Below are 24,638 nucleotides of genomic sequence, written 5' to 3'. Positions count from 1 at the left end.
ATTTGAGCAAAATTTATTATTTCTCGTTTCAGAGAAATTAGCACCACAAACTTTACAGCGAATGTCTTTCTTTACATTCCTTTTTCGGCTCAATTCCTTCCGTCTATTAAAGTGGATATAACAAAGCCTGACACCATATTCATAGCTAATAGATGCTATATTCTCTTTGCACCCTTTTCTGCAACATATTGCCATTACATACCGTCCATGTTCACTTCACGCGGTTTTCCAACCATTCGTGTATGTCACTTAGCCTCCAACGAGAACTTCTGCCAAGTTTTATTGGCTTCATAAATTCTCCGTCCTGAATTTGCTTATAAATCCATTTATCAGTGACTTTCAGCGTTGCTGCGATCCACTTCATATCTACAAGTTGCATGTCATTGTTTTCACTTCTTTCCACACTGTTCTCCTGATGTGCCGCCCTTTCGCAAGATACTGGCTGTATAGGGCCACAAAGTGCAGGCAAAAGATCGCTCTAGAAATTGTCTTGACAATTCACTTCAGTTGCGAACTAGAGGGGAGGAAACGATTGATGGTGTAGTCTTTGTAAGATGCTCCGATAAAACCGCCTAAGTTGATCATGCAAAATGATCAAATGAGACCTGCCATTAAAGTAAAAATGGTAAGATTCAGGTTGCTACCCACGCAGCATTTACTAGTATTTAAATCTTACAAACAGATCAAGATTGGAATATAAATTCAAACATTAATTAAAAACCCAGCCAATCAAACCAAATAAATAAAAATTAAAGATATATTTAAAGTCAGCGTAACCGATATATGGACAGCTATATCAAACAACATCTTGCTGCAGATTGCTGAACATTGATTGCATGTTGAATGGAAGGCATCAGCTATACCACCGCAGTAAGTTGCGACAGGTGTTACCTGCTGCTTGTTACAAGGCTGACTAATGTAGTGCTGGAAACATTACAGATTGAGTGCTGTGACCTAAATCGGCTATTGACTCTGACCTGCTCCCCGTTGATTAGTACACCCCGATGTTAGTAATGTCTTCATAAGCCACATGAGGACATCCCCATGAAGAAGCGTTTTTCCGACGAACAGATCATCAGTATTCTCCGCGAAGCCGAAGCTGGGGTACCCGCCCGTGAACTCTGCCGCAAGCATGCCATTTCCGATGCCACGTTTTACACCTGGCGTAAGAAGTATGGCGGTATGGCGGTGCCTGAAGTTAAGCGCCTGAAGTCGCTTGAGGAAGAGAACGCCAGACTCAAGAAGCTGCTTGCCGAAGCCATGCTGGATAAAGAGGCGCTTCAGGTGGCTCTTGGGCGAAAGTACTGACGACAGACCAGAAGCGGGAAGCCGTGATGTTGATGTGTGATGCGACCGGTCTGTCGCAACGTCGTGCCTGCAGGCTTACAGGTTTATCCCTGTCGACCTGCCGCTATGAGGCTCACCGTCCGGCTGCTGATGCGCATTTATCAGGGCGCATCACTGAGCTGGCACTGGAGCGCAGGCGTTTTGGCTACCGTCGTATTTGGCAGTTGCTGCGCCGTGAAGGGCTTCATGTTAATCATAAGCGCGTGTACCGGCTTTATCACCTCAGTGGCCTGGGCGTAAAACGCAGAAGACGTCGTAAAGGGCTGGCAACAGAACGTCTGCCGCTGCTCCGTCCGGCGGCGCCCAATCTGACCTGGTCGATGGATTTCGTCATGGACGCACTTTCCACCGGTCGCAGGATCAAGTGTCTTACCTGCGTCGATGATTTCACAAAGGAATGCCTGACGGTCACTGTTGCCTTTGGGATTTCAGGCGTTCAGGTCACGCGTATTCTGGACAGCATTGCACTGTTTCGAGGCTATCCGGCGACGATAAGAACTGACCAGGGGCCGGAGTTCACTTGCCGTGCACTGGATCAATGGGCCTTTGAGCATGGTGTTGAGTTGCGCTTAATCCAGCCGGGCAAGCCAACGCAGAACGGATTTATTGAGAGCTTTAACGGACGATTTCGCGATGAATGTTTGAATGAGCACTGGTTCAGCGATATCGTTCATGCCAGGAAAATTATTAATGACTGGCGGCAGGATTATAACGAATGCCGCCCGCACTCCACGCTGAATTATCAGACACCGTCTGAATTTGCAGCGGGCTGGAGAAAGGGTCATTCTGAGAATGAAGATTCCGACGTTACTAACTGAGTGTTGTATCTAATCGTGGGGGCAGGTCATCCCGACAACACAGACCATTCCGTGGCAAAGCAAAAGTTCAGAATCACCAACTGGTCCACCTACAACAAAGCTCTCATCAACCGTGGCTCCCTCACTTTCTGGCTGGATGATGAGGCGATTCAGGCCTGGTATGAGTCGGCAACGCCTTCATCACGAGGAAGGCCCCAGCGCTATTCTGATCTCGCCATCACCACCGTTCTGGTGATTAAACGCGTATTCCGGCTGACCCTGCGGGCTGCGCAGGGTTTTATTGATTCCATTTTTGCCCTGATGAACGTTCCGTTGCGCTGCCCGGATTACACCAGTGTCAGTAAGCGGGCAAAGTCGGTTAATGTCAGTTTCAAAACGTCCACCCGGGGTGAAATCGCACACCTGGTGATTGATTCCACCGGGCTGAAGGTCTTTGGTGAAGGCGAATGGAAAGTCAGAAAGCACGGCAAAGAGCGCCGTCGTATCTGGCGAAAGTTGCATCTTGCTGTTGACAGCAACACACATGAAGTTGTCTGTGCAGACCTGTCGCTGAATAACGTCACGGACTCAGAAGCCTTCCCGGGCCTTATCCGGCAGACTCACAGAAAAATCAGGGCAGCCGCGGCAGACGGGGCTTACGACACCCGGCTCTGTCACGATGAACTGCGGCGTAAGAAAATCAGCGCGCTTATCCCGCCCCGAAAAGGTGCAGGTTACTGGCCCGGTGAGTACGCAGACCGCAACCGTGCCGTTGCTAATCAGCGGCTGAGCGGAAGCAATGCACGGTGGAAATGGACAACGGAATATAACCGTCGCTCGATAGCGGAAACGGCAATGTACAGAATGAAGCAGTTGTTGGGAGGTTCACTGACGCTGCGTGACTACGATGGTCAGGTAGCGGAAGCTATGGCCATGGTGCGTGCGTTGAACAGGATGACAAAGGCTGGGATGCCAGAAAGCGTGCGTATTGCCTGAAAATCCAGCCAGCTACAGGGTCGTTCGCACGAAATCTTATTTATTCAACAAAGCCGCGCTGAATCGCAGTCCTTCGACGATCTCACGTGAAGTTCAGCGTAATCGGGGCAGACGCTATTACAAAGCTGTTGATGCTAATAACCGAGCCAACAGAATGGCGAAAAGGCCAAAACCGTGCTTACTGGATCAAAATTTACCATTGCGAAAGCTTGTTCTGGAAAAGCTGGAGATGAAATGGTCTCCAGAGCAAATATCAGGATGGTTAAGGCGAACAAAACCACGTCAAAAAACGCTGCGAATATCACCTGAGACAATTTATAAAACGCTGTACTTTCGTAGCCGTGAAGCGCTACACCACCTGAATATACAGCATCTGCGACGGTCGCATAGCCTTCGCCATGGCAGGCGTCATACCCGCAAAGGCGAAAGAGGTACGATTAACATAGTGAACGGAACACCAATTCACGAACGTTCCCGAAATATCGATAACAGACGCTCTCTGGGGCATTGGGAGGGCGATTTAGTCTCAGGTACAAAAAACTCTCATATAGCCACACTTGTAGACCGAAAATCACGTTATACGATCATCCTTAGACTCAGGGGCAAAGATTCTGTCTCAGTAAATCAGGCTCTTACCGACAAATTCCTGAGTTTACCGTCAGAACTCAGAAAATCACTGACATGGGACAGAGGAATGGAACTGGCCAGACATCTAGAATTTACTGTCAGCACCGGCGTTAAAGTTTACTTCTGCGATCCTCAGAGTCCTTGGCAGCGGGGAACAAATGAGAACACAAATGGGCTAATTCGGCGTAAGCGTCAAGTCACTGCCGCCTGTGATTCCAGTCCCGGGATCGCTAGCTTAGAGCTCCGTCTAATTTAGAAGGAGCTCTGTTTATGGAAAATGCTGCCAACTGGCGAACTGAATCGCGTACCGTCTATTCCAGTGACTTCAAACTTCGGATGGTCGAACTGGCTTCACGACCAGATGCCAACGTCGCACAACTGGCGCGGGAACATGGCGTTGATAATAATCTCATTTTTAAGTGGCTACGCCTCTGGCAGAGAGAGGGGCGAATCTCTCGTCGAATGCCTGCAACTATCGTGGGGCCGGTGGTACCTCAATCTCTTCCGGCTTCTCCGACTCTGTTGTCCGTCGACGTTATCAACGACCCGTTGCCCGCAGCAGAGAATGACACTCTGTGTACGTTCTCCTCCGCTCACGCCAGCGCCACTTCCTGTCATGTTGAGTTCCGCCACGGCAAAATGACGCTGGAGAACCCGTCGTCAGAGTTGCTGACTGTGCTGATCCGCGAATTGACCGGGAGGACACCATGATATCCCTCCCGTCAGGCACCCGCATCTGGCTGGTCGCCGGGGCCACGGATATGCGTAAATCCTTCAACGGGCTGGGCGAACAGATACACCACGTTCTGGATGAGGATCCCTTCTCCGGCCATCTGTTTATCTTCCGGGGACGCCGTGGCGATACCGTGAAAATACTTTGGGCTGATGCTGATGGTCTGTGCCTGTTTATCAAACGCCTGGAAGAGGGACAGTTCGTCTGGCCTGCTGTACGCGACGGCAAAATCGCGATCACCCGCTCACAACTTGCCATGCTCCTTGATAAGCTGGACTGGCGCCAGCCAAAAATATCCCGCCTTAACTCACTGACAATGTTGTAAAAAAATCATAACCGCATTATAAAAGCGGTTATGAATCACGACTATCTCGCCCGTATCGCTGCGCTGGAAGACGCGCTTCGCCAGAAAGACAGTCAGCTCAGTCTCGTTGCAGAGACTGAGTCGTTCCTGCGTTCTGCACTGGCCCGCGCAGAAGAGAAAATAGAGAACGAAGAGCGCGAGATAGAGCATCTGCGGGCACAGATAGAAAAACTGCGTCGAATGTTGTTCGGTACCCGCTCCGAAAAACTTCGCCGACAGGTTGAAGAAGCCGAAGCCCTGCTGAAACAGCAGGAGCAGCAAAGCGATCGCTACAACGGACGGGAAGACGATCCGCAGGTACCTCGCCAGTTGCGTCAGTCCCGCCATCGTCGCCCGTTACCAGCACATCTTCCCCGCGAGATACATCGGCTGGATCCTGCGGAAACCAGCTGTCCGGAATGCGGCAGCAGTATGGCGTACCTCAGCGAAGTCAGCGTGGAGCAGCTGGAACTGGTCTCCAGCGCCCTGAAAGTGATCCGCACGGTCAGGGTGAAAAAGGCCTGCACCCGATGTGACTGTATCGTTGAAGCACCTGCGCCATCACGTCCCATCGATCGGGGTATCGCCGGGCCGGGTCTGCTGGCCCGCGTGTTAACGGCCAAATACTGCGAACACCTGCCGCTGTATCGCCAGTGCGAAATCTTTGCCCGTCAGGGCGTGGATCTGAGCCGGGCTCTGCTCTCCAACTGGGTGGATGCATGTTGCCGGTTAATGGCCCCGCTGGATGAGGCCCTTTACCACTACGTGATGGACTGCCACAAACTGCATACGGATGACACTCCGGTTCTGGTGCTTGCACCGGGCAGAAAGAAGACGAAAACCGGGCGTATCTGGACGTATGTACGTGACGACAGAAGCGCAGGTTCATCAGATCCGCCAGCGGCATGGTTCGCCTTCTCGCCAGACCGGCAGGGAAAACATCCTCAGCAACACCTTCGCCACTATCATGGTGTGCTGCAGGCGGATGCCTTCGCAGGCTACGATCGGTTGTTCAGTCCGGAACGTGAAGGAGGGCCGCTGACAGAAGCCGCATGTTGGGCCCATGCCCGCCGAAAAATCCATGATGTCTATATAAGCACTCACACAGCGACAGCGGAAGAAGCCCTGAAACGTATCGGTGAGCTGTACGCGATAGAAGAAGAAATACGCGGCCTCACGACAGAAGAGCGTCTGGCAGCCAGACAATCGCAAAGCAAACCACTGCTGGCATCGCTGCATGAATGGCTGGTAGAAAAAAATGAGACGCTGTCGAAAAAGTCCCGTCTGGGCGAAGCGTTCGCTTATGTCCTGAACCAGTGGGATGCGCTGTGCTACTACTGTGAAGATGGCCTGGCAGAGCCTGATAACAACGCTGCCGAACGAGCCCTTCGTGCCGTCTGTCTTGGGAAAAAGAATTTTATCTTCTTCGGCAGCGACCACGGTGGTGAGCGCGGAGCCCTGCTGTACGGACTGATCGGGACGTGCAGGCTGAATGGTATCGATCCGGAAGCCTACCTTCGCCATATCCTGAGCGTACTGCCGGAGTGGCCCAGCAACAAAGTGGCCGAACTGCTGCCATGGAACGTGGTTCTTACCGATAAATAACCGTCAATACGGCGCTCACTTAACGCTTACAATTCGGCAGTACTTTCCTAAAAAGACATGTCTTGCCCAATATACTCAACATGAACTAGATCTGGTTGCTGCTCAGCTAAACAACAGACCGAGAAAGACACTGAAGTTCAAAACACCGAAAGAGATAATTGAAAGGGGTGTTGCATTGACAGATTGAATCTACAGTAGCCTTTTTTAATATTTCATTTTCCATTTCAATACGTTGTAGCTTTTTCCTGAGCTCACGGATTTCAATTTGTTCCGGGGTAATGGGGGAGGCTTTTGGTGTTTTGCCCTGCCGTTCATCACGTAATTGTTTCACCCATCGCGTCATTGTGGAAAGGCCGACATCCATAGCGCTGGCTGCATCTGCCACGGTGTAGTTCTGGTCAACGACCAGTTGAGCGGATTCGCGTTTAAACTCTGCGCTGAAATTTCTTTTTTTCATTATGACACCTGTGTTGTTCTGAGGTGAGCATATCACCTCTGTTCAGGTGGCCAAATTCAGTAAACCACTTCACGTTAGTTTTCTACTAACTGAACGACGACTAGCCTGCCGCCTTCCTCCTTTGACAGAACAAACTGAGCGTTATTCGTCAGTTCAATTTTTTCACCAATGGCAATCTGTCGTTTATCCGGTAATGACATAAGCCCATTTATGCCTTCATTTACTAACCACCACTGATCGTTATGGAAAACAAAATACCCAACTCGTTTCCTTTGTGCATCGGTTGTGCGCTCATTTGGCGCAATGAGGCGATTCACATGCCACGCATAGATTGACTGCCCGCTCCACACCATCAACCGGTGATCGTCAGGACGATAACTGCCTTCCTTTCGGGATGAATATAAATTTAGAACCGGTAATTTACCCTTGTATGGCGTACCGCAGTAGGGACAAACCGGCTTTGTCTTACCTGAGAAAACGTACCATTTCTGTTCACACGCCTTGTTCTGGCAGGGCTGTATCAGATCGACTGTTTTAACCAGGGCACTTTCCCACTCATCGGCGGTCGGGCGTTTAGTGGCATCGTGTAAGCCATCAATAAAGGCGCGTTCAAACAAAGGCGTCAGATAAGGGCCCATGATGGTGTAAGGAATTTTCTCCGGGTCAGCCCAGGGCAGTGAAAAGGAGGATAGCTGACTGACTTTGACTGCATTGCTTTTGTCTGTCGGATGTTCAATGAAGAGTGCCTTCTCACCCATAGATAAGGTCTCATCACGTACTTCATCCGACATGTCATGTATTTTTCCGCCACGTAGCGGATGACGGAAGAACAGATACATGTAGATAAGCACCGACAGCGCATGACGGTCAGTAGAAATGCTTGGCAATACGCGGTTCGGATCCTCTTTGGAAAGATGGCTGGTTTTCACCACTTCCGGAGCGATAAAATCCGGGGTGCCCACGACGTCGGGAGGATACTTTCCAGGGACAACCAGGCCGTCTACGTCAATGATGCAGGCATGTCCCATTTCTGGATCGATAAGCACGTTTTTATAGCTTAGATCGCTGTGACAGAGACCTGCCGCATGCATCCTTCTGACGGCTCTTGTTAGCAGCAGACAGACCTTGAGATAGGTAAGCGTATTGCCTCGTTCACGTGGGTCGAGAAATTTATTCTGGTTGCTGGCGCTGGCAAACCATTTGCCTTCCTTTTCACGGCCTTTTATGCCAAGAAAATCATCGTTTTTAGAGCCGTATTTAAAGAAAAAGTAGCTTTTGTAGGTTGGAACCACGATGCCGATTTTATCCCCATGCTCAACAACGTGGGTCGGCCAGCAAAACAGGTCCTTCCAGTATTCACCTCCGGACTGGCCAAAAATGTTTTGCCTGTAGCGTCCGGTGATCATATCAATCCGATCCCGGGCCTGCTCGTTCTGCGGTTTATGATAAAAAGCGACGACGTATGATTTATCAGGCGAGAAGTAAACATCCTTCATCGAGCCCGAACCAATTACCTCGTCAACATACTGGACTGTTTCGCCGTCCTTTGTTTTGCACGTAACAATATTTGCCATATTGATCACCGAAGAAGCGTATGCCTTACCACAACACCGCAATAGTGCGGTCATCGTGGTTCCCTGTGGAGAAAAAGTTAAGCCAGTCGCCTAACCTCTCAGGCGCAATACTGGCGTCTGTAAGGACAGGGATGAGCTCATCAAGGAGACGGGTCCATTTTTCGTCACTGCGAAGCCCGTTATCTGTCTCAAACAGAGGGTCTGATACGCCATCTGTCATGAGGATCAAGTGAGATACATCATTCCATTTACCCACGCTGATGCGGCCGCTAAACGAGGGGTCTGCGATAATGCTCTGGTCAAGAAAGCGGGTTTGTCCTGCGTATTCTCCGCTATCGGGATTTCCCAGTATCCTGACTTTACCGGAAGGGCTGTATGCACCTATCGCACCATCACCAAGCCAGAATGCAGCCGCAAACAGCTCATTATCAGTTCGTAGCGCTACAGTTGCCAGTAGGGTTGTTGAATAGGATTTCACAGGTTGTTCTGCACAAATGGCTTCGTTCTGGATACTGTTGACCGCGAGCGTAGCTGCCTGTTTAAAATGATGAAGCATGGCGTTTATGGTTGCCTGCTGATCGCTCCCTTCCCACGCCGTGATGTGCTGCTTTAGATGGACGCCTTTCAAACCACTGAGCTGATTGAAAAGGTAATCGCCAGCCGTTTGGACTGCAATCCGGGAGCCTTCCCGGGAATTTACCGCACTACCGGCCCCGTCTGCGACCAGCATGACAGACCATCCTGTTTCCTGGCAGTGGTTGATATAGAAGTCGTCATCTCTGAAGCTCCCGGCATGCTCATGAGATCGTCCCCGGCGACTGGCGGCAGCAATACGTATGTCACCCTTGACCAGGCCAGCAGCGTCCAGATGGGACTTAGGGTAGGAAGCGCCTGCTGGTGGCTCTACCACCTTCCACAGGCTTCTCGGATCGGGATTGACTATAAAAAGCTGTTTTGTTTCGCATTCGTCGTGCGAAGCGCATGACCAGAGTACTGAAAGCTCTATATCGCCGCTTTCGGTGGGTGTACCTGTCAGCAACTTATGCTCTTTGTCAAAGGTCAGGCCAATGTTCCTGGGAAAGACAACGTCCCTGACAGTAGCCTGCTGGCCCTCATCCAGAACTATAGCAACCGGCGAAGAGAAACGTTCGCCTGCGCGGGCGTTGGGAATAACTATTTTAGCTCTCGGGGGAACGGCAGGTGGCACAGCTAATCCGGCCCGCTGCTGGCCTGTCGGTATCTGCCCGGGTTTTAATACCAGGGAAGACAGGTTTTCGTCTTCCCTCTGTGCTGGTTTATCAAATTCGTAATAAGGCATCAGCTTCCAGAACGGAGGATGAGGTTCATTTTCTGGCAGGGGTTGCAGTAATGGTGTATCGGTAGCGTCAATGCCCGGGTTATCTGCATCACTTACGACCGTTTGTTGCTGATCGGAAAGGCTGGATGCTGACGAGGGGGCGATCTCTGCGTCGTTATAACCTTCGCTAACCCGCGCAGATAAACCCTGTGCAAGGCTCTCAATCCGCTCTTTAAGCCGCATAATCTCTTCAGTAAGGGAAGGGTCGTGCGATAGAAGAAAAAGCCGCTCACCTTCTACAGGGTGGCCCAGCTCAGACAGCACTAAGCGGATAATCTTCTCTTCAAGTAAAGCATTTTGCGACATCAACCTCTCCCTCTGTTTACGTCGAAGTTAGTGTTTCCGCCATCATTGCTGAATGACAGGCCTGTTTCACACCACGGGCAGATCACGTCATCCGGGCCGTCAATGCACAGCAATTTTCCGCATGAGCACAGGGCAAACGCACTGGCATTACCGCAGTGAGGGCAACCCGGTACGCCATGCAGTTCGCTGGTGTTTACCTGCAAACCGGTAGCGGTGGCATCTGACCATGCAAAATAGTCCTCATCGATGGGATAGCATCCGGCAATATTAAAGCTGTTCAGGTTCAGGCTGAAATCGAGCCCGGAAATCCTTGCTGGTGGCCGTTCATACTTCATCAGATACGGACGACGGGTCTTGCTGCAACGGCCGGTAAGCGTAACGCAGTTTTCGTCGTACGCTTTTACTGGCTCGTCCTTGGCCAGCCGGACTATGTATTCAGTCTGGCTGAGCTCAGGTTGTTTGTCGTCTCCGACGCTGCGGCTGTGCGCCGTAACCGAGGCTGTGATCCATTTGATGAAGCGGGTAAAGTCCCCTTCCTGAGACTCGGTGAACAGCATGACATTCTCTGTCAGTTGCCGCAGGGTATTCAGGTCCGCTGACGGCCCCAGGCCAACGGCAATGAGATTCACTTTACTCGCGTAGTGATCCTTCCAGCGCTTCACTTCTGCGGTTGTGTCGTCAGTCGGACGTCCGTCGGTAAGGAGATACACGACGGGTTTCCAGTCGCCTTTAGCCTCATGAGTGGTTTTTCTGACCTGGGTATCAATTTGTACGGTCAGCTCACGCAATGCGGCCCCAAGGCTCGTACCGCCGCCAACGGGAAGGCGGGGAGGGTAGAACGAGGCAATTTCGTGAAGAGGTACAATCGTACGGGCTACACCGGCAAATGCGATTACCGAAACCCAGGCTGTTTCAAGTGCGTGTGGATCCTTTCTTAAATCTCCGACGATCATTTGCAGACCATCAGTCATTTTTTTCAGGTTTTCACCAATCATGGACTCTGAACAGTCCAGGACAAAAAACACGGGAAGGCGTCTCATAATTTTCCTCGTACGGCTGGTACGGCCAGCAGAAAACGTTGCTGTACAGAAAGGTGCTGCCCGGAAAGCAGCACCTTTCTGTCTGTCAGAGCACCAGCTGGATTTCTGGTGGAGGAGGGGGAAGGGTATCAGTTCCGTTATTGATCCCCGCGCTTGTGCTGCCGGAAGACACGCTGGCCGATACCCATTTAAAGAAACCTGCAAACGCGGTTGAATCTAGCGTCTCCAGAGACACAACCTTATCGGTGAGCTGTTTTAAGTGCTCATGGCCTGCTTTAGGACCAACGGCGCAGGCAATGATGGATCCGAATCCCCGGCCGCGAATCGCTTTTACCGCTTCACCGTACGCCAGGGCATCAGAAGGGGTTCCATCAGTCATCAGGAATACCAGAGGACGCCAGTCTCCTTTTGTATCACCATCTGAGCGACGTACATCCCGTTCAACACACTGCATCAGACATTCAAGGGCAGCACCGGTGAACGTCCCGCCTGCGCTTGGCACAACGATGTCAGAAAACTGGAAGTCTTCCAGCGGCGTGAGAGGAATGAACTCACGCGCCCCATTGTCATAGGTGATAATGGAGATATGAACGCTTTCGAGGGCGTAGGGATCCTGGCGAAGAGCGCTAAGCATCGCCTGAATTCCAACGTTAACGGAATGGATGGACTCACCGCGCATCGACCCGGATGTGTCGATAACAAGGTAAACAGGCAGGCGGCGCATCACATGTAATTCCTCAGGTGCGAGACAAACGAATCTGATTCTGAAGGCTCACCAATTGCCCTGAGTTTCCAGCCTGTAGCCTCGCGTATCAGCTCGGCAAAAACCATGGAGCGCTGGCTGGCGAAGGCGGGTCCGCCAGAAAGATCGAATCGTGCCATTTCAATATTACGGGCATCTACTGCCCGGATGAAGGCATTCTGAACTTTTCCAAAGTGCTGCTGGAGCTTTTCACCATTGTAGATCTGAACGATGAACACAATTTTCTCGTACTGAGCGTCAAGGGAATTCAGGCGCACAATAATTTGCTCATCGTCACCGTCACCGGCTCCGGTTCGGTTATCGCCCGTCAGCCAGATATTGCCTGACTTATGGCGAAGGCTGTTGAAAAAGATGATATCGCCATTCACAAGCGTTGGTTTACCATTTTCCACATTGCCGAGATCGGTCACCTTTCCGGCTGAATTACACAGGAAAGCGATCACATCAAGGTCGTATTCTTCTTCTTTTTTACCAAAGATCCCGCCGAGGAAACCTTTTTTTTCCTCATTAATATCCCAACCGAGGCCGATAGTAACGGACGAGAGATCGTATTCATTTTTTTTCAGGCTTACGCCCTGGCCTTTGCTCAGACTGACAGACATGACATCCCCTTAATCAATAAAATTATAAGACCACATTTACTTCTGGCGGCGGCGGTGGCAGGTCTTCAAGACCGATCACTTCTTTTTTGCTGGACTCCACTTTCTGACTGCCTACCGAAATGCTCGCACTGACCCATTTAAAGAAGGCTTTGATCGTCGAACTGTCAGCTGTATCGAGCTGAACCACGATTTCAGTGATTTCTTTGAGGACGCTGGTATCGGCATCATGCCCGGCTGCACATGCCACAACAACGCCGGTTCTGGCCGCTTTAAAGTCATTCAGGCCTTTGCGCCAGTCATCATTCGGACTTCCATCCGTCATCAGGAATACAAGGGGACGCCAGTCACCTTTAGTGTCAGCCGTCGTTTTCTGTACTTCTTTGGCAATGGAGCTGGCCGTGAGGGAAAGCGCTTCGCCAAGAGACGTGGTGCCGCTGGCTGTTAGTGCTGGCATCTGGAAACTCAGGAGGTCTGTCAGGGGGACTGCCTGTCGGGCTATAGAATCAAAGGTGATCACTGACACGTGAGCCGTTTCGAGTGCATACGGATCCTGTTTCAGCGTGGTAAGCAGCGTCTGAACGCCATTTTTAACCGCTTCGATAGGCTCTCCGTGCATAGAGCCGGACGTGTCGAGTAGCAGATATACGGGTAAGCGTCTCAAATGTAATTCCTTCTTAAGAGATCGGAAGAGGAGAGTAGTTTCAGGAAGAGGCCAGGGTTTGTTGATTTGATAAAACGGCACGACATCTGTCGGGTGGAGATTAAATATTCAGAAGCGGCATTATAGAAATAAGTTAACCACCATTGAATTACCGACATGTGAATGGCCCCTTATCAACAGAAAATAGCTCAGACTGGACTGGAATATAAGGTTACTGAAAAAAACTCCGGCAAAAATAAACTGTCTTATGTATGAAAATCATCATACATCACAGATCTGCATGAATGGAGTGTAAATCGCCCAAAGATTGATGTGTAGCACAAGAGGATGTCAAGACACCAGCTTTTGTAGGCAGTAAGGCGCTGCTGACATTGCGGGAGGAGAATAGACCAAAACTACGTCACGCCAATACAGAGGTGAAATATGACAAAACCGGAGTTTTCACCCCGGTCTGAGATTTAGCGTCAGGACTTTTTAGCGCTGTATTCCTTTATCAGTTCATCAACGGAGTGCAGAGCCAGCTTCTCTACGGCTTCACTTCGGGTCGAGCCACTCAGCGCAGCCAGACGGTCAATTTTTCTTAAGATCCGCATGCGTAGCGATAATGACACGGCTGTTTTTTTATCCTTATCGAGTACGACCTTCCCTGTAGACTCACCGGTTTTCAGTTCAGCATTCTGTGCGAGCGCTTCATTCATCCGGCGGAGGGTCTTTTTATCCAGCTGGCCCGGATTAACGAGATGGTAGGAATGACCTGCCTTGCTGTATTTGATCTCCGCAGAATATGACTCGCGTAGCTCTTTGAGGGCCCGGGTTAATGTCGGCTCTGAGCATTCCAGACTGGTTATAATGTCGGCAGCGGAAACGGGCTTGCCGGTGCCCAGTAAGTTGGCAAGCTTAAAAATCCGGGCCTGTCTGGTATTTAATTGCATCGTAAGATTTAGCCTGCTTAAAGGGTTAGTGGTTCAATAGGCTGAAAAATGAAGGTACTGCTCATCTTTCGAATAACCGGGTCATCGCCTAACGCTTCAACCGGATCAATGTGTTCTATGCCTGCAAAATTTACTGACGACATCTGGCTACGAGTGCATTTGCAGGACAGGATATACTCATCCTCCAGATAGCCGGTCCGTTTACTGACCCGTTGCGTAAAGCCTGACACAATCACGTTGTCGAACGGTAGCGTATGTAAAACGATACCGACCAGGCGGAACAAGCAGCCATGGACGTGGCGGGCATAGTTTTCGCGTACGGCTTTTTGCGTCATGGCTTTTTCCGTCAGCTCCGTGCCCCGGGCATTAACGCCGTAAATCTTATCAGGGAAATCTTCAATCTCAGCTAAATCAACGTCCAGCAGGACTGCTGATAGCTCCGGCTTTACTTCAAATGCAACAAGCGTTTCACGCGGCCATTCAGTTTCTGCCAGCACACCCGCCAGGTATGATTCGAAAAACGCGGCGTCTGTGCGGAACTGCTGCCGGGCATCTGCCTGAGCCGTGGCGAGCCGTTTTTCATGTTCTTCAGCCTCAAACTTCCAGTTTGCATACTGTTCGGCCCAGGCCGTCCGTTGTTGCTGGTACCGGTGCTGTCGAAGGGTATTCTCACGCTCCACATCAATCAGCTCCTGCTGCCACCTGCGAAGGTTTTCGGCGTGGCGCTCAGCTTTAGCTGATTCCGATTCAAACCATTTACCCAGAAAACTAATGCCTTCGCTCTCGGCAGGCTTTTCCGGCAATGCAAGGTAGTCTGGCTTTTCTGGACGCACCGGTGCCGGAAGCTGAAAAGGCGACGTTCTGTTATGCAGGTATACTGCTTCCAGCTCTGCCCAGCTGATGCCTGTTTTGGGATCCGGCGTCAGCTCGTGAATATTACGGATTGCGGTCACCGCTGACATGAGATCAGCGGCTGCCTGCTCAAGCGCCTGTCTGAGCCCCGGGTCGGTAGCCGTCCGGTTCCCACCTCCGGAACGCGCGGCCCGGTCAAGCCGGGTACGGTAACTCAGCCCGGTACCGGGCAAGCCCAGATTGGCATAGGTCCCCCGGCTTCCAAAAGAAACGGAAGCACCTCTCGTCCCGACACTCAGGCTCGGTGCACCGTTACTCAGGTTGAGGCGAACACCAGGAATAATGTTGATCGACTTTCTGAACCTGAACCCCATTATGATTTCCTTAATGATGCTGGGTCACGGTAAGTAATCTGATTCCATCAGCGCTTTGCTCGTTCTGTAACCCATAAAAACGAGCTCTGTCCAGAATGCCAGCCGCCCAGCGGCGATGTGTGGCGGGTTCACACATTGCTCCCTGCGACTTAAACACGGCCTGGGTAGAGTTCAGGATCCGCAGAGCGTCAGAATGCTCACCCTGAGTGACCATCAGCGCGTTTTGAATGACCTCTATCTGACCCGGGTGAATGGCCGTTTTCCCAACAAGCCCATGTGCCATATCAAGAGCCAGCTCTCTGGCCATAACGGCATGATCGTCAATATGCTCACATACGGGCGCGGTCAGGGCAAAATCACGCGGGCCGAAGACCGAAACGAGCATTTTGATGACGTAGCCCATCGGGCTGTCATACAGCGTCAGGTCCCGGGGACGGCGAAGCGACACAACGTTCATAAGATCGTTGCCGCCGATTCGAAGCGCAATAATGCGGTCGTGGCAGGGATGTTCCACCAGATGGGTGGCCAGCTCGCGCATCTGAACCACGTCAAAGACGTCTTCTGTTTCCAGCGTTGGCATCATGCACAGGTGAGTCCCGCCCATGATATCCCACCATTCAGCTAACGAACTGAGGGTAAATTTCGGCAACACAAACCCGTCGACAGCGGAAAGATCATAATGCGCTTTTAACCATCTGCCCATTTCGGCATGCCGGGGGCGAATGAACACCAGAGGCCAGTCATTTTTACCCAGGCTACGCATGCTGTTACTGAGCTCGTGCAGCAGGTGCTCCAGATTTTTGAGGGCGACGGGGATGTCTGCTTCACTGACAGCATCCTCCAGGCAAATTACCAGAGAGCGCAAACCCGGGATTTTCCCATGCAGGACGGCATCAGCAATATCTTCCCGTGTTGCAGGCATGTATAGCGTGGCTCCCAGATTCCAGGGAGAAAGACGATTTTTCATCAGAGTACCTTCTTGATAATGGTTACAGCCCGATACTGGCCGAGGGTTCCCCCCATTTCTGTAACAACTATTCCCTTTTCACGAGCAAGCCCTACAAGCAAGGCAACGTCCGGGTCGTCAATAGAACGCACAAATACATGGTCCGGTACCCGACGTAATACAGCCCGGGTTGCTTCAGCAATACCGGGTTTAATACGATTGACGCTGTCCACTTTAAATTCATCGGCCAGGAACGCGATAACGTCGCGACTTGTCTGCCACAAGGTCCGGGCTGACTCCGTATTCCAGCTCAGGGGAGCGAGGGATGTCGGTGTTAACTTCTTACGGAAATGAGCGACGGTATCGACAAGCATCCGGCTGCATTCGAATTCACTGAGATGCTCGCAAACCATGCACCCATGTAATCCTTCAGAGGACCATACTGACCGGGAGATAAGGCCTGACACCGGCGCACCCATGATGCCAAAAGGAATGAGCCAGTCATCATCACTGGCTGCAAGCCAGGAGCAGCCACAGGGATCGGCCAGGACAACCAGTCGCGGCTGCTCAGGATAGCCCGGGCGATCTTTCAGTGCGCGTACAAGCTCTCCGGTAATTGCGCCTTTACCTGTCCATCCGTCAACAAAGACAATACCGCTGGTACCATGCCGCTCTTCAATGACGTCGAGGGCTGCACCGTCAATTCCACGATCCCGGATGATGCTGATACCGTAATGCCATGAGGTTTTCCCCATGTCACGCAGGGCCTGGTGCAGCATAACGCCGAGCGGCACGCCAGCCCTGACAAGACTGGCCAGTACAATGGGCTCATCACCGAAGCGTTCGGCCAGAGCAATAGCGAGCTGTGTGACTTCTTTTGCAAGCCTCTCTGCGCCCCGATCCAGCGCCCGGTGAAACAAATCAAGATGCCATTGTGTTGGCGCTGGCTCCTGGCTGAGCATGTCTGAATAATGTTTCTTCCCGGACTGAATCAGCTCTTCTTTTTGATCAACCGGCGTCATCTCAATGACAACCGGCTTTAGAAGAAATTCCACGTCACCGGGCTGGTATGAGCCGGTAAATGTTTCATGTGGCTGCATTTTCATTTTCTCCAAAAATTCGCTGTGAAATGGCATCTGCAAACTGACTCTGACGCGGGATGCCAAACCAGCTGCACAGTTTCATAAAACGATGATCGCTCAGGCTGTCGCCCAGACCAATTACGGGGAAAACGCCGCGTTCAGCCCGAAGTTTTTCAAGCAGCCAGCTGACGGCCAGCCCTTTCTCAACCGGGGTGGGAAGCCAGGCCACGTTATTACTGTTGCGGTGGATATAGAAGCCCTCGGTCGGAAACACCGTTTCTATCTCATCTGCAATGGCATTGAGCTCGTCAAGGCGGGTGCTGTCGCGGTGTTTCATCACCATATAAACCGCCGTTTCACCGTATTCGAAGTTCAGTCTTGCCCAGGCATTAATCCCTTTTGCGTCCATCATTTCAGTGATCAGACGCTGCATCGATGTCAGCTTTTCCTGATAGGGAGCCAGCTGGCCGAGCATATGGGCCTTCCACTCCTCGTCGGGGTTGCCTTCAGGCGTGAGAATGACGGCCCCGTGCGTGGTGATTGCCCAGGAGTGGAAAGGGATCCGTACGCGGCTGATTTCTTCAGTTCCCCGTGCGGTAACGGGAATGAGTTCAGCCTGCTCCAGAAGCCAGTCCACTAACATGGACTGTTCTTCCGTCATAAAGCTTCGTGGATTCAGGGTGCGATCAACGGCACCGGTACGGAATGGCTCCAGGGCCAGCTCGTCCACCATTTTACGACGGGTCTGAAAGAGCGTGTCGTCAAGGTCGCTCAGAACAACGGGTTTATTCATAGGTAACAATCTCCACGACGGCCGCAACCTCAGCCAGCGCTTTAAGAAGCTGCGTGTCAATACTTTCTGCGGGTGTCTCAGTACACACAAGAATGCGGTCAAACTGCTGGTGGGCGACGTTATAGACAAAATTGGGGATGCCCAGCCCGTAGTTATCCGTAAAGGAAATGGCGGACTCAATGGCATAACCAACGGCGATAGGGGAGCGGGTGGTCGATCCATAAAATGCCTGTGCTCCGGCAGCTTCGAGCCGTTCAGCAAGCAGGAACGGCTCCCAGACGAATTCCCCGGTCCCGAGAACCAGAATACGTTCCCCCTTGTGGACGGAGACCTCATGGCCGAGATCGGCCGCAGGTGCGAGCATCCCCAGTCGGCCCCAGGACTGTTTTCCCTGGATGTCCCATTCTCCTCGTGAAGTTACGTTGACTTTCGGCATGTCCGGGACAGGTGCATCAGGTAATGGGGTCCATCCCCACTTACCGCTTACAAGAGAAACCGAAGTGACTGGTAAGGTGCTGCGCTCGGACAAGGCTTTGCCACTCCAGTCGGTAAGCGTAACGGCTATAACCTGTTCAATATGTTGAAGCTTGCCGGTATTACGCAGGGCAGAAAGCAGGTTAATAAAGGTATTACCGGTGGTTGCCTCGTCATCAATCAAAACCAGCGTTCGTGCGTTGGTAACACGACGTCTTTTCTCTTCATCATCTGGCAGATAGATCAGATGATCGGTGGCGTGGCTGTGTTCTTCCTTGAACTCGCAAAGCAACGTGCCATCAACCGGGTGACGGGTAGAGGTCAGATAGACAGATTCAGGATGCTGGTGGCGCACTTCATCAAATACACCGGCCCCAAGCCCAACGGCGGTTTCAGCCATACCGATAAACAGTACGGGTCCTGTCAGTGTCGAGGGGAACTGGCTGGCAAGCTGTCTGTAGGCCTGCCGCATGACTGAGGGTGGCACGGGAATGTGCCTGCCGAGTACTTTGCTGACAAACAGAAAGGCGCGTTTCGGGTTACGTCTTTCAGCGATGTCAAACAGGTCATCGAGCGAAACTTCACCCTGGTCGCGGGTTACCTGAATCGTACCGCATGAGAGGGTACGGCGATAAATCATATCTTCGAGGATATCAGACATAAATACGCCTTAATTCAGAAGGTTAGAGAGTGATTCCGGGTATACAATTACATCCGTAATGGATCTCACCGCAACCGGAGAAAAGGTGTTTTTAGCGCTCTGGCGCACCATATCTTCAGACATCAGACCGAGCTTAAAGGCAGCAAATAACCCAGGAAGGTTCACCCCGCTGTGAAGGGTATAACCCACCCCCCCTGACGGACGCATGTTGGTTTCAAGCAGCACCGGGTTGCCATTCACATCGTTTCGCGTCTGAACATTCACCAGCCCGTCGGCCTTCATAACCCTGGCGCAGTCACACGCCAGTTCCCAGGCGCTTCCTTCGTTTACCAGATACTGGATAACCCCTTCCTTACGGCGTCCCACGGCTGCGAGTATTTCGCCCTTATCCGCGAGGATATCGACGGAAAATTCCGGGCCTGGCAGGTACGGCATCAAAACAAGGGGTTTAAACGACTCAGCAGCTGATGCTGCTGCAATATACTGTTGCGGACTGACCAGACGATGTTCGGGATGATTAAAGACGGCCATAGGCGAAGCACTGTCATCAAAGCGCCAGAATCCCATGCCATAGATACCCGTCACCGGCTTCACGCATACCGGGCTGTCAGTGAACGGCGGGGCCGCGAGGTGTGTTTTTAATTCTGCCAGCGTATTCACCCGCCAGGATGGTACGACCGGGAGACCCTTTTGCTCCATAAACTGAGCAAAAGTAACTTTTTCGTCAGCCAGAGTTAACCAGTCGACGCCCGTTGCACCGGTAGTAAGGGTGGCACCGGTCGATTCAATGGCTGAACGGTGTTCTTCAAACCACTGGCTGTTACGGCCAGTATGAATATGGTGGATGCCGTAGGACTGAATGGTTTCCTGGATAAACTGAAGACGTTTTTGAGGATCTTCAGGTTCAGTCAAAGAATAGTCGGCAACGGAAAGGATTTCATTTCTTTCGTTACGGTGGGAGGCAAAAACGGTAATGGCAAAATTATTTTTTTGTGCAAATGATTTTACCCCCTGAATAATATCTCGCTGGGAGGATAAACCTTCCATAAACCAAATTTTCTTGTTCATTTTTTTTAATTATCCGGAACGCCATGCAAATTTATGATTGAGAAGTGAGTCTATGAGTGCCTAAGCTACATGTCAATCATAATATGATTAATAACTTCTGTGGTTATGGAGTGAGTCGTTAATTTTTGGATTCCCGATAAAGTATTGATATTTAAATTAAACATAGAAAATTAACACCCTGAAAAGATTTTCTTTTTGTGTTTTTACAGAAAACCACCAAAATTTCCCTTGTCAGAGAACTTCATCATGATATGATTTTCTTCGTCAGTTAATAAACAACCCTTTGATTGTCTCGGTCATTACCATTTTAAGGAATAAAACATGGTTTCATTAGTTAAGAACCAGACGGTATCACTCAGCAAAGAATCATCTGCATTAAGCCAGCTTCATTTCGGTCTCGGTTGGGATCCGGTTAAGAAAAAAGGTCTTCTTGGAGGATTGTTTGGAGGCAACGACTCAATCGATCTCGATGCTGGCTGCGTATTAATGGACAGCACCGGTAAAACAATTGACACCATCTGGTTCCGCAAACTGGAATCCACCTGCGGCGCTGTTGTGCACAGTGGCGATAACCTGACCGGTGAAGGTGACGGTGACGATGAGGTGATTAATGTCAACCTCTCCCGACTGCCTGCAAACGTTGAATACCTGGCGTTTACGGTAAACAGCTTCCGTGGTCAGTCGTTCAATGACGTCGAAAACGCGTTCTGCCGCGTTGTCGATCAAACCGGCAAAGAGCTGGCTCGCTACAAGCTGACTGAGCAGGGCTCACATACCGGGATCGTTATTTCTTCGCTGCGCCGTAATAACGGCAACTGGGACTTTACCGCCCTTGGCCATGCCTGTCGCGGCCGCACAATTGACGATATGCACTCCGATATCGTTTCAGCGGTTATCCGCTAATGAACCTGACGCCGGGGGGCAATGCCCCCGTTCCAGCCCAGGAGTTGCGGGTCCGGATCACCTCGGGCGGCCAGGTGGATGCTTCGGCGTTTCGCCTGTATGCCGACGGGAAGGTGCAGGGTGATGCGGACATGGTGTTCTATGGTCAGCCACGTAACGATGATGGTACCGTCAGCCTGGTCAGTGAAGGCCAGTACTCAACCTTTACTGTCGCGCTCAACCGGCTGAAACCTGATGTCCAAAAAATTGCGTTCACCGTGACCTGTGACGGTGGGCAGACGGTGTCCGGTCTTCGTAATCTTTCCATCGACGTGGAGCAAGGGGCTACCGGCCTGGTTAGCGGCAGTGTCGAATTGAGCGGCCGTCAGGAAGCAGCCTTAATTCTGGGTGAATTTTACCGTCGTAATAATGACTGGAAATTCCGCTTTGTTGCGCAGGGGTTCAACGGTGGACTTAAACCGCTGGCAGAGCATTTCGGCGTAAATATTGCCGACGAACCGGCTCCCGCAGCCCCGACTCCTCCGGTTGTAACCCCTCCGCCAGTTGAGACAAAAATCAGCCTGAGCAAGGTATCGCTGACAAAAGAGAAGCCTGCAATCAGCCTGACCAAACGGGATAACTTCGGTGAAATCCGGATCAACCTGAACTGGCACCGGGGCAGCGGCAAATCAGGCTTTGCAGGCATGTTCGGCTCCAAAGGAATCGACCTGGATCTGGGGGCCTTTGTTGAGCTTCAGGACGGGTATAAATCGGTCATTCAGGCGCTCGGTAATGCATTCGGTGATTATCGCGATGAACCGTATGTTCAGCTCAAGGGCGATGACCGGACGGGTGATGTATCAGACGGCGAGTGGCTGCATATCAATGGACGTGAATGGAAGCATATCCGCGAAGTGCTGATTTACGCCTTTATTTATGAAGGTGTTCCCAGCTGGGACAAGACTGATGGTGTGGTCACCATTCATGTGCCGGATCAACCGCCCATTGAGACCCGCCTGACCGAAGGTGAAAACCGTCGCACATTGTGCGCCATTGCCAGACTCGTAAACGAAAACGGCGCAATTAAAGTCGAGCGAATTAACCAGTACTTCAAAGGCCAGGACGAAATGGACCGGGCATTTGGCTGGGGATTTCGCTGGAGCGCCGGTTCTAAATAACACAGCAACAAAGGAAACAGGTATGAGCTTTTTCGACAAAGTTAAAGGTGCCATTAACTCAGGCCGTGACGAACTGACCCGCCAGGTTGGCCGTTTCAAAAACAAAAAATTCATGCAGGGCACCGTTGCTGTATGTGCCCGTATTGCCGTATCGAGTGACGGCGTAAGTTCGGAAGAAAAGCAGAAAATGATGGGCTTTCTGCGCTCTTCAGAAGAGCTGAAGGTCTTCGATACCAATGAGGTGATTGAGTTCTTCAATAAACTGGTTTCAAGCTTCGATTTCGATGTTGAAATCGGCAAGGGCGAAACCATGAAATACATCCTGGCGCTGAAAGATCAGCCTGAGGCCGCTCAGCTGGCCTTACGTGTTGGTATTGCCGTTGCGAAAAGTGACGGTAACTTCGATCAGGACGAGAAACTGGCCTCCCGCGAGATCGCTATCGCGTTGGGCTTCGACCCGGCTGAATTTGGCCTCTGATCCACATCCCTAAGGGTAAAATATGGTTTCCACACACATCGGCTTCCCGACTGAAACGGTCATTGTTTTTATTGCGCTTTCAGTCGGTGCCATCTTTATTGACCTGTTTATGCACCGTGATGACAAGCCTATTTCGCTGAAGAGTGCGGCGCTCTGGTCCGTATTCTGGGTTGTGGTTGCGATGGCATTTGCCGGTTTCCTCTATATCCACCACGGTGCTGAGGTTGCCAGTCTGTTTGTCACGGGTTATGCGCTGGAGAAAGTGCTGTCGGTCGATAACCTGTTCGTCATGATGGCCATCTTCTCCTGGTTCGCCGTTCCGGATCGTTATCGCCACCGTGTTCTCTACTGGGGGATCATTGGTGCCATTGTCTTCAGGGGCATCTTTGTCGCCATCGGTACGAGCCTGCTGAGTCTGGGGCCGTATGTTGAAGTTGTCTTCGCTATTATCGTTGCCTGGACAGCGGTCATGATGCTTAAAAGCGGTGATGACGATGATGAAATTGAGGATTACTCCCAGCATCTGGCTTACCGCATGGTTAAACGCTTCTTCCCTATCTGGCCGAAGCTCAGAGGGCATGCCTTCCTGCTTAACCAGAAGGAAGTGGATGCTGAACTGGCGAAACCAGAAAACAGCGATGTCACCATTGGCCGTGGTAAAAAAGCGGCGCTGTATGCGACCCCGCTGTTCCTGTGTGTGGCTGTGGTTGAACTCTCGGACGTAATGTTCGCGTTTGACTCGGTACCGGCAATCATTGCCGTCAGTCGTGAACCGCTTATCGTCTATAGTGCCATGATGTTTGCTATCCTGGGCCTGCGTACTCTGTACTTTGTCCTTGAGGCACTGAAACAGTACCTGGTTCATCTGGAGAAGGCCGTTATCGTGCTGCTGTTCTTCATCGCGGCAAAACTCGGCCTGAATGCGACCGATCACATCTGGCATCATGGTTACAGCATCGCGGCAACAACCAGCCTGTATGTTGTACTGGGTGTACTGGCGCTGGGCATTCTCGCAAGCGTCATGTTCCCGGGCAAACCTGAATCTGAGGAAAAGGGGAGTTAATCCCCTTAAGTGTTAACCTGAACAATTACTAATCGAAGAGGTTATTTTATGAGTGTTTCTCTTTCCAAAGGCGGGAACGTCTCCCTAAGTAAAGCAGCTCCGTCAATGAAAAACGTCCTAGTGGGCCTTGGCTGGGATGCGCGTTCAACAGACGGTCAGGACTTTGACCTGGATGCTTCAGCATTCCTGCTGGCCTCAAACGGCAAAGTGCGCGGCGATTCAGATTTCATCTTCTATAACAACCTGACGTCATCCGACGGTTCCGTAACACACACCGGCGATAACCGCACCGGTGAGGGCGATGGTGATGATGAATCGCTGAAAATTAAACTGGACGCCGTCCCGTCTGAAGTTGACAAGATCATCTTCGTTGTGACCATCCACGATGCTCAGGCTCGTCGCCAGAGCTTTGGTCAGGTATCCGGTGCGTTTATTCGTCTGGTTAATGACGATAACCAGACTGAAGTCGCTCGCTACGATCTGACCGAAGATGCGTCCACTGAAACCGCCATGCTGTTTGGCGAGCTGTATCGCCACAATGGTGAGTGGAAATTCCGCGCAGTAGGCCAGGGTTATGCTGGTGGTCTGGCATCTGTATGTGCTCAGTACGGCATTAACGCGTCCTGATCGAAAAGTAACTTTTCATA

At 51.3% G+C, this 24,638-nt stretch carries 24 protein-coding genes and 3 pseudogenes; 12 read left to right on the top strand and 15 right to left on the bottom strand.

Annotated elements, in window-relative coordinates:
* Nucleotides 1–211: 211 nt before the first annotated feature.
* Nucleotides 212–403: a helix-turn-helix domain-containing protein gene (locus LCD46_15890; GenBank protein UOY69548.1), complete on the bottom strand. Its 192-nt coding sequence runs from the start codon at nt 401–403 to the stop codon at nt 212–214.
* Between the two features lie 641 nt (nt 404–1,044).
* Here LCD46_15890 and LCD46_15885 point away from each other — a divergent pair.
* From LCD46_15885 to LCD46_15855, 7 genes and pseudogenes are all read left to right on the top strand, one after another.
* Nucleotides 1,045–2,165 (top strand): IS3-like element ISSen4 family transposase gene (locus tag LCD46_15885; GenBank protein ID UOY69547.1). Its coding sequence is split into 2 segments (ribosomal slippage): nt 1,045–1,303 and nt 1,303–2,165, totalling 1,122 coding nucleotides; the frame shifts between segments, so codons are not numbered across the junction.
* Between the two features lie 51 nt (nt 2,166–2,216).
* Complete coding sequence (locus LCD46_15880) at nt 2,217–3,140, top strand: IS5 family transposase (protein UOY69546.1); 924 nt, start codon at nt 2,217–2,219, stop codon at nt 3,138–3,140.
* A gap of 55 nt (nt 3,141–3,195) precedes the next feature.
* Nucleotides 3,196–3,954, top strand: a pseudogene (locus tag LCD46_15875) (IS30-like element IS30 family transposase).
* An 83-nt stretch (nt 3,955–4,037) separates the two neighbouring features.
* Entirely contained in the window at nt 4,038–4,478 is a 441-nt protein-coding gene (locus LCD46_15870; protein ID UOY69545.1) for an IS66 family insertion sequence hypothetical protein, read from the top strand.
* The gene (tnpB, locus tag LCD46_15865; GenBank protein UOY69544.1) at nt 4,475–4,825 is read left to right on the top strand and encodes an IS66 family insertion sequence element accessory protein TnpB; all 351 of its coding nucleotides are present in this window, start codon (nt 4,475–4,477) and stop codon (nt 4,823–4,825) included. Before LCD46_15870 ends, tnpB begins: the two co-directional genes overlap by 4 nt.
* A 30-nt stretch (nt 4,826–4,855) precedes the next feature.
* Complete coding sequence (locus LCD46_15860) at nt 4,856–6,448, top strand: IS66-like element ISKox1 family transposase (protein UOY69543.1); 1,593 nt, start codon at nt 4,856–4,858, stop codon at nt 6,446–6,448.
* A 31-nt stretch (nt 6,449–6,479) separates the two neighbouring features.
* Nucleotides 6,480–6,635: pseudogene (locus LCD46_15855) on the top strand (IS30 family transposase).
* Between the two features lie 12 nt (nt 6,636–6,647).
* Here LCD46_15855 and LCD46_15850 read toward each other — a convergent pair.
* The 14 genes and pseudogenes from LCD46_15850 to LCD46_15785 form a co-directional block, all read right to left on the bottom strand.
* A pseudogene (locus tag LCD46_15850) lies at nt 6,648–6,905 on the bottom strand (transposase).
* A gap of 74 nt (nt 6,906–6,979) precedes the next feature.
* Nucleotides 6,980–8,479 carry a kinase gene (locus tag LCD46_15845; GenBank protein ID UOY72980.1) on the bottom strand — a complete coding sequence of 500 codons (1,500 nt, stop codon included), beginning with the start codon at nt 8,477–8,479 and terminating at the stop codon, nt 6,980–6,982.
* 25 nt (nt 8,480–8,504) lie between these two features.
* Nucleotides 8,505–10,142, bottom strand: coding sequence for a protein phosphatase 2C domain-containing protein (locus tag LCD46_15840; GenBank protein ID UOY69542.1), 1,638 nt, complete (start codon nt 10,140–10,142; stop codon nt 8,505–8,507).
* Complete coding sequence (locus LCD46_15835; protein ID UOY69541.1) at nt 10,142–11,182, bottom strand: VWA domain-containing protein; 1,041 nt, start codon at nt 11,180–11,182, stop codon at nt 10,142–10,144. Before LCD46_15835 ends, LCD46_15840 begins: the two co-directional genes overlap by 1 nt.
* An 85-nt stretch (nt 11,183–11,267) precedes the next feature.
* A complete protein-coding gene (locus LCD46_15830; GenBank protein ID UOY69540.1) occupies nt 11,268–11,906 on the bottom strand; it encodes a VWA domain-containing protein in 639 nt (212 codons plus the stop codon).
* The gene (locus tag LCD46_15825; protein ID UOY69539.1) at nt 11,906–12,547 is read right to left on the bottom strand and encodes a TerD family protein; all 642 of its coding nucleotides are present in this window, start codon (nt 12,545–12,547) and stop codon (nt 11,906–11,908) included. The genes LCD46_15830 and LCD46_15825 overlap by 1 nt, the downstream gene beginning before the upstream one ends.
* A gap of 22 nt (nt 12,548–12,569) precedes the next feature.
* Nucleotides 12,570–13,208, bottom strand: a complete 639-nt coding sequence (locus LCD46_15820; protein ID UOY69538.1) for a VWA domain-containing protein — start codon at nt 13,206–13,208, stop codon at nt 12,570–12,572.
* A 464-nt stretch (nt 13,209–13,672) separates the two neighbouring features.
* Nucleotides 13,673–14,140 carry a tellurium resistance protein TerW gene (gene terW / locus LCD46_15815; GenBank protein ID UOY69537.1) on the bottom strand — a complete coding sequence of 156 codons (468 nt, stop codon included), beginning with the start codon at nt 14,138–14,140 and terminating at the stop codon, nt 13,673–13,675.
* A 17-nt stretch (nt 14,141–14,157) separates the two neighbouring features.
* Nucleotides 14,158–15,366 (bottom strand): DUF4236 domain-containing protein, encoded by a 1,209-nt coding sequence (locus LCD46_15810; protein ID UOY69536.1) that lies wholly within the window; start codon nt 15,364–15,366, stop codon nt 14,158–14,160.
* A gap of 10 nt (nt 15,367–15,376) precedes the next feature.
* Nucleotides 15,377–16,333, bottom strand: a complete 957-nt coding sequence (locus LCD46_15805) for an HpcH/HpaI aldolase/citrate lyase family protein (GenBank protein UOY69535.1) — start codon at nt 16,331–16,333, stop codon at nt 15,377–15,379.
* A complete protein-coding gene (locus LCD46_15800) occupies nt 16,333–17,412 on the bottom strand; it encodes a cysteine protease StiP family protein (protein ID UOY69534.1) in 1,080 nt (359 codons plus the stop codon). The genes LCD46_15805 and LCD46_15800 overlap by 1 nt, the downstream gene beginning before the upstream one ends.
* Entirely contained in the window at nt 17,399–18,187 is a 789-nt protein-coding gene (locus LCD46_15795; protein UOY69533.1) for a hypothetical protein, read from the bottom strand. The genes LCD46_15800 and LCD46_15795 overlap by 14 nt, the downstream gene beginning before the upstream one ends.
* Nucleotides 18,180–19,322: a phosphoribosyltransferase family protein gene (locus tag LCD46_15790; protein ID UOY69532.1), complete on the bottom strand. Its 1,143-nt coding sequence runs from the start codon at nt 19,320–19,322 to the stop codon at nt 18,180–18,182. Before LCD46_15790 ends, LCD46_15795 begins: the two co-directional genes overlap by 8 nt.
* A 9-nt stretch (nt 19,323–19,331) precedes the next feature.
* Nucleotides 19,332–20,390, bottom strand: a complete 1,059-nt coding sequence (locus LCD46_15785) for an ATP-grasp domain-containing protein (protein ID UOY69531.1) — start codon at nt 20,388–20,390, stop codon at nt 19,332–19,334.
* Between the two features lie 321 nt (nt 20,391–20,711).
* On the opposite strand from LCD46_15785, the gene LCD46_15780 reads away from it, so the two are divergent.
* From LCD46_15780 to terD, 5 genes are read left to right on the top strand one after another with little or no spacing between them, the layout of a single operon-like run.
* On the top strand, nt 20,712–21,293 hold the full coding sequence (locus LCD46_15780; protein UOY69530.1) for a tellurium resistance-associated protein TerZ: 582 nt from the start codon (nt 20,712–20,714) through the stop codon (nt 21,291–21,293).
* A complete protein-coding gene (locus LCD46_15775; protein ID UOY69529.1) occupies nt 21,293–22,450 on the top strand; it encodes a TerD family protein in 1,158 nt (385 codons plus the stop codon). The genes LCD46_15780 and LCD46_15775 overlap by 1 nt, the downstream gene beginning before the upstream one ends.
* Nucleotides 22,451–22,472: 22 nt before the next feature.
* A complete protein-coding gene (locus LCD46_15770; protein ID UOY69528.1) occupies nt 22,473–22,928 on the top strand; it encodes a tellurite resistance TerB family protein in 456 nt (151 codons plus the stop codon).
* A gap of 22 nt (nt 22,929–22,950) precedes the next feature.
* Nucleotides 22,951–23,991, top strand: coding sequence for a tellurium resistance membrane protein TerC (terC, locus tag LCD46_15765; GenBank protein UOY69527.1), 1,041 nt, complete (start codon nt 22,951–22,953; stop codon nt 23,989–23,991).
* Between the two features lie 48 nt (nt 23,992–24,039).
* On the top strand, nt 24,040–24,618 hold the full coding sequence (gene terD / locus LCD46_15760; protein UOY69526.1) for a tellurium resistance membrane protein TerD: 579 nt from the start codon (nt 24,040–24,042) through the stop codon (nt 24,616–24,618).
* The last annotated feature ends 20 nt before the right edge of the window (nt 24,619–24,638 follow it).

The sequence above is a fragment of the Enterobacter ludwigii genome (assembly GCA_023023105.1).
GTDB classification, from domain to species: domain Bacteria; phylum Pseudomonadota; class Gammaproteobacteria; order Enterobacterales; family Enterobacteriaceae; genus Enterobacter; species Enterobacter adelaidei.
The sequence above is the reverse complement of the archived record's forward strand: the minus strand, read 5'-3'. Positions and strand labels throughout refer to the sequence as shown.

What these genes read in the sequence shown, in the direction of transcription:
- LCD46_15860 (UOY69543.1), top strand. Translation starts at nt 4,856, where the DNA reads ATGAATCACGACTATCTCGCCCGTATCGCTGCGCTGGAAGACGCGCTT.
- LCD46_15825 (UOY69539.1), bottom strand. Translation starts at nt 12,547, where the DNA reads ATGTCTGTCAGTCTGAGCAAAGGCCAGGGCGTAAGCCTGAAAAAAAAT.
- terW (UOY69537.1), bottom strand. Translation starts at nt 14,140, where the DNA reads ATGCAATTAAATACCAGACAGGCCCGGATTTTTAAGCTTGCCAACTTA.
- LCD46_15795 (UOY69533.1), bottom strand. Translation starts at nt 18,187, where the DNA reads ATGAATAAACCCGTTGTTCTGAGCGACCTTGACGACACGCTCTTTCAG.
- LCD46_15790 (UOY69532.1), bottom strand. Translation starts at nt 19,322, where the DNA reads ATGTCTGATATCCTCGAAGATATGATTTATCGCCGTACCCTCTCATGC.
- LCD46_15770 (UOY69528.1), top strand. Translation starts at nt 22,473, where the DNA reads ATGAGCTTTTTCGACAAAGTTAAAGGTGCCATTAACTCAGGCCGTGAC.
- LCD46_15840 (UOY69542.1), bottom strand. Translation starts at nt 10,142, where the DNA reads ATGTCGCAAAATGCTTTACTTGAAGAGAAGATTATCCGCTTAGTGCTG.
- LCD46_15870 (UOY69545.1), top strand. Translation starts at nt 4,038, where the DNA reads ATGGAAAATGCTGCCAACTGGCGAACTGAATCGCGTACCGTCTATTCC.
- terC (UOY69527.1), top strand. Translation starts at nt 22,951, where the DNA reads ATGGTTTCCACACACATCGGCTTCCCGACTGAAACGGTCATTGTTTTT.
- LCD46_15845 (UOY72980.1), bottom strand. Translation starts at nt 8,479, where the DNA reads ATGGCAAATATTGTTACGTGCAAAACAAAGGACGGCGAAACAGTCCAG.
- LCD46_15810 (UOY69536.1), bottom strand. Translation starts at nt 15,366, where the DNA reads ATGGGGTTCAGGTTCAGAAAGTCGATCAACATTATTCCTGGTGTTCGC.
- LCD46_15800 (UOY69534.1), bottom strand. Translation starts at nt 17,412, where the DNA reads ATGCAGCCACATGAAACATTTACCGGCTCATACCAGCCCGGTGACGTG.
- LCD46_15775 (UOY69529.1), top strand. Translation starts at nt 21,293, where the DNA reads ATGAACCTGACGCCGGGGGGCAATGCCCCCGTTCCAGCCCAGGAGTTG.
- LCD46_15830 (UOY69540.1), bottom strand. Translation starts at nt 11,906, where the DNA reads ATGCGCCGCCTGCCTGTTTACCTTGTTATCGACACATCCGGGTCGATG.
- LCD46_15785 (UOY69531.1), bottom strand. Translation starts at nt 20,390, where the DNA reads ATGAACAAGAAAATTTGGTTTATGGAAGGTTTATCCTCCCAGCGAGAT.
- tnpB (UOY69544.1), top strand. Translation starts at nt 4,475, where the DNA reads ATGATATCCCTCCCGTCAGGCACCCGCATCTGGCTGGTCGCCGGGGCC.
- LCD46_15835 (UOY69541.1), bottom strand. Translation starts at nt 11,182, where the DNA reads ATGAGACGCCTTCCCGTGTTTTTTGTCCTGGACTGTTCAGAGTCCATG.
- LCD46_15805 (UOY69535.1), bottom strand. Translation starts at nt 16,333, where the DNA reads ATGAAAAATCGTCTTTCTCCCTGGAATCTGGGAGCCACGCTATACATG.
- LCD46_15780 (UOY69530.1), top strand. Translation starts at nt 20,712, where the DNA reads ATGGTTTCATTAGTTAAGAACCAGACGGTATCACTCAGCAAAGAATCA.
- terD (UOY69526.1), top strand. Translation starts at nt 24,040, where the DNA reads ATGAGTGTTTCTCTTTCCAAAGGCGGGAACGTCTCCCTAAGTAAAGCA.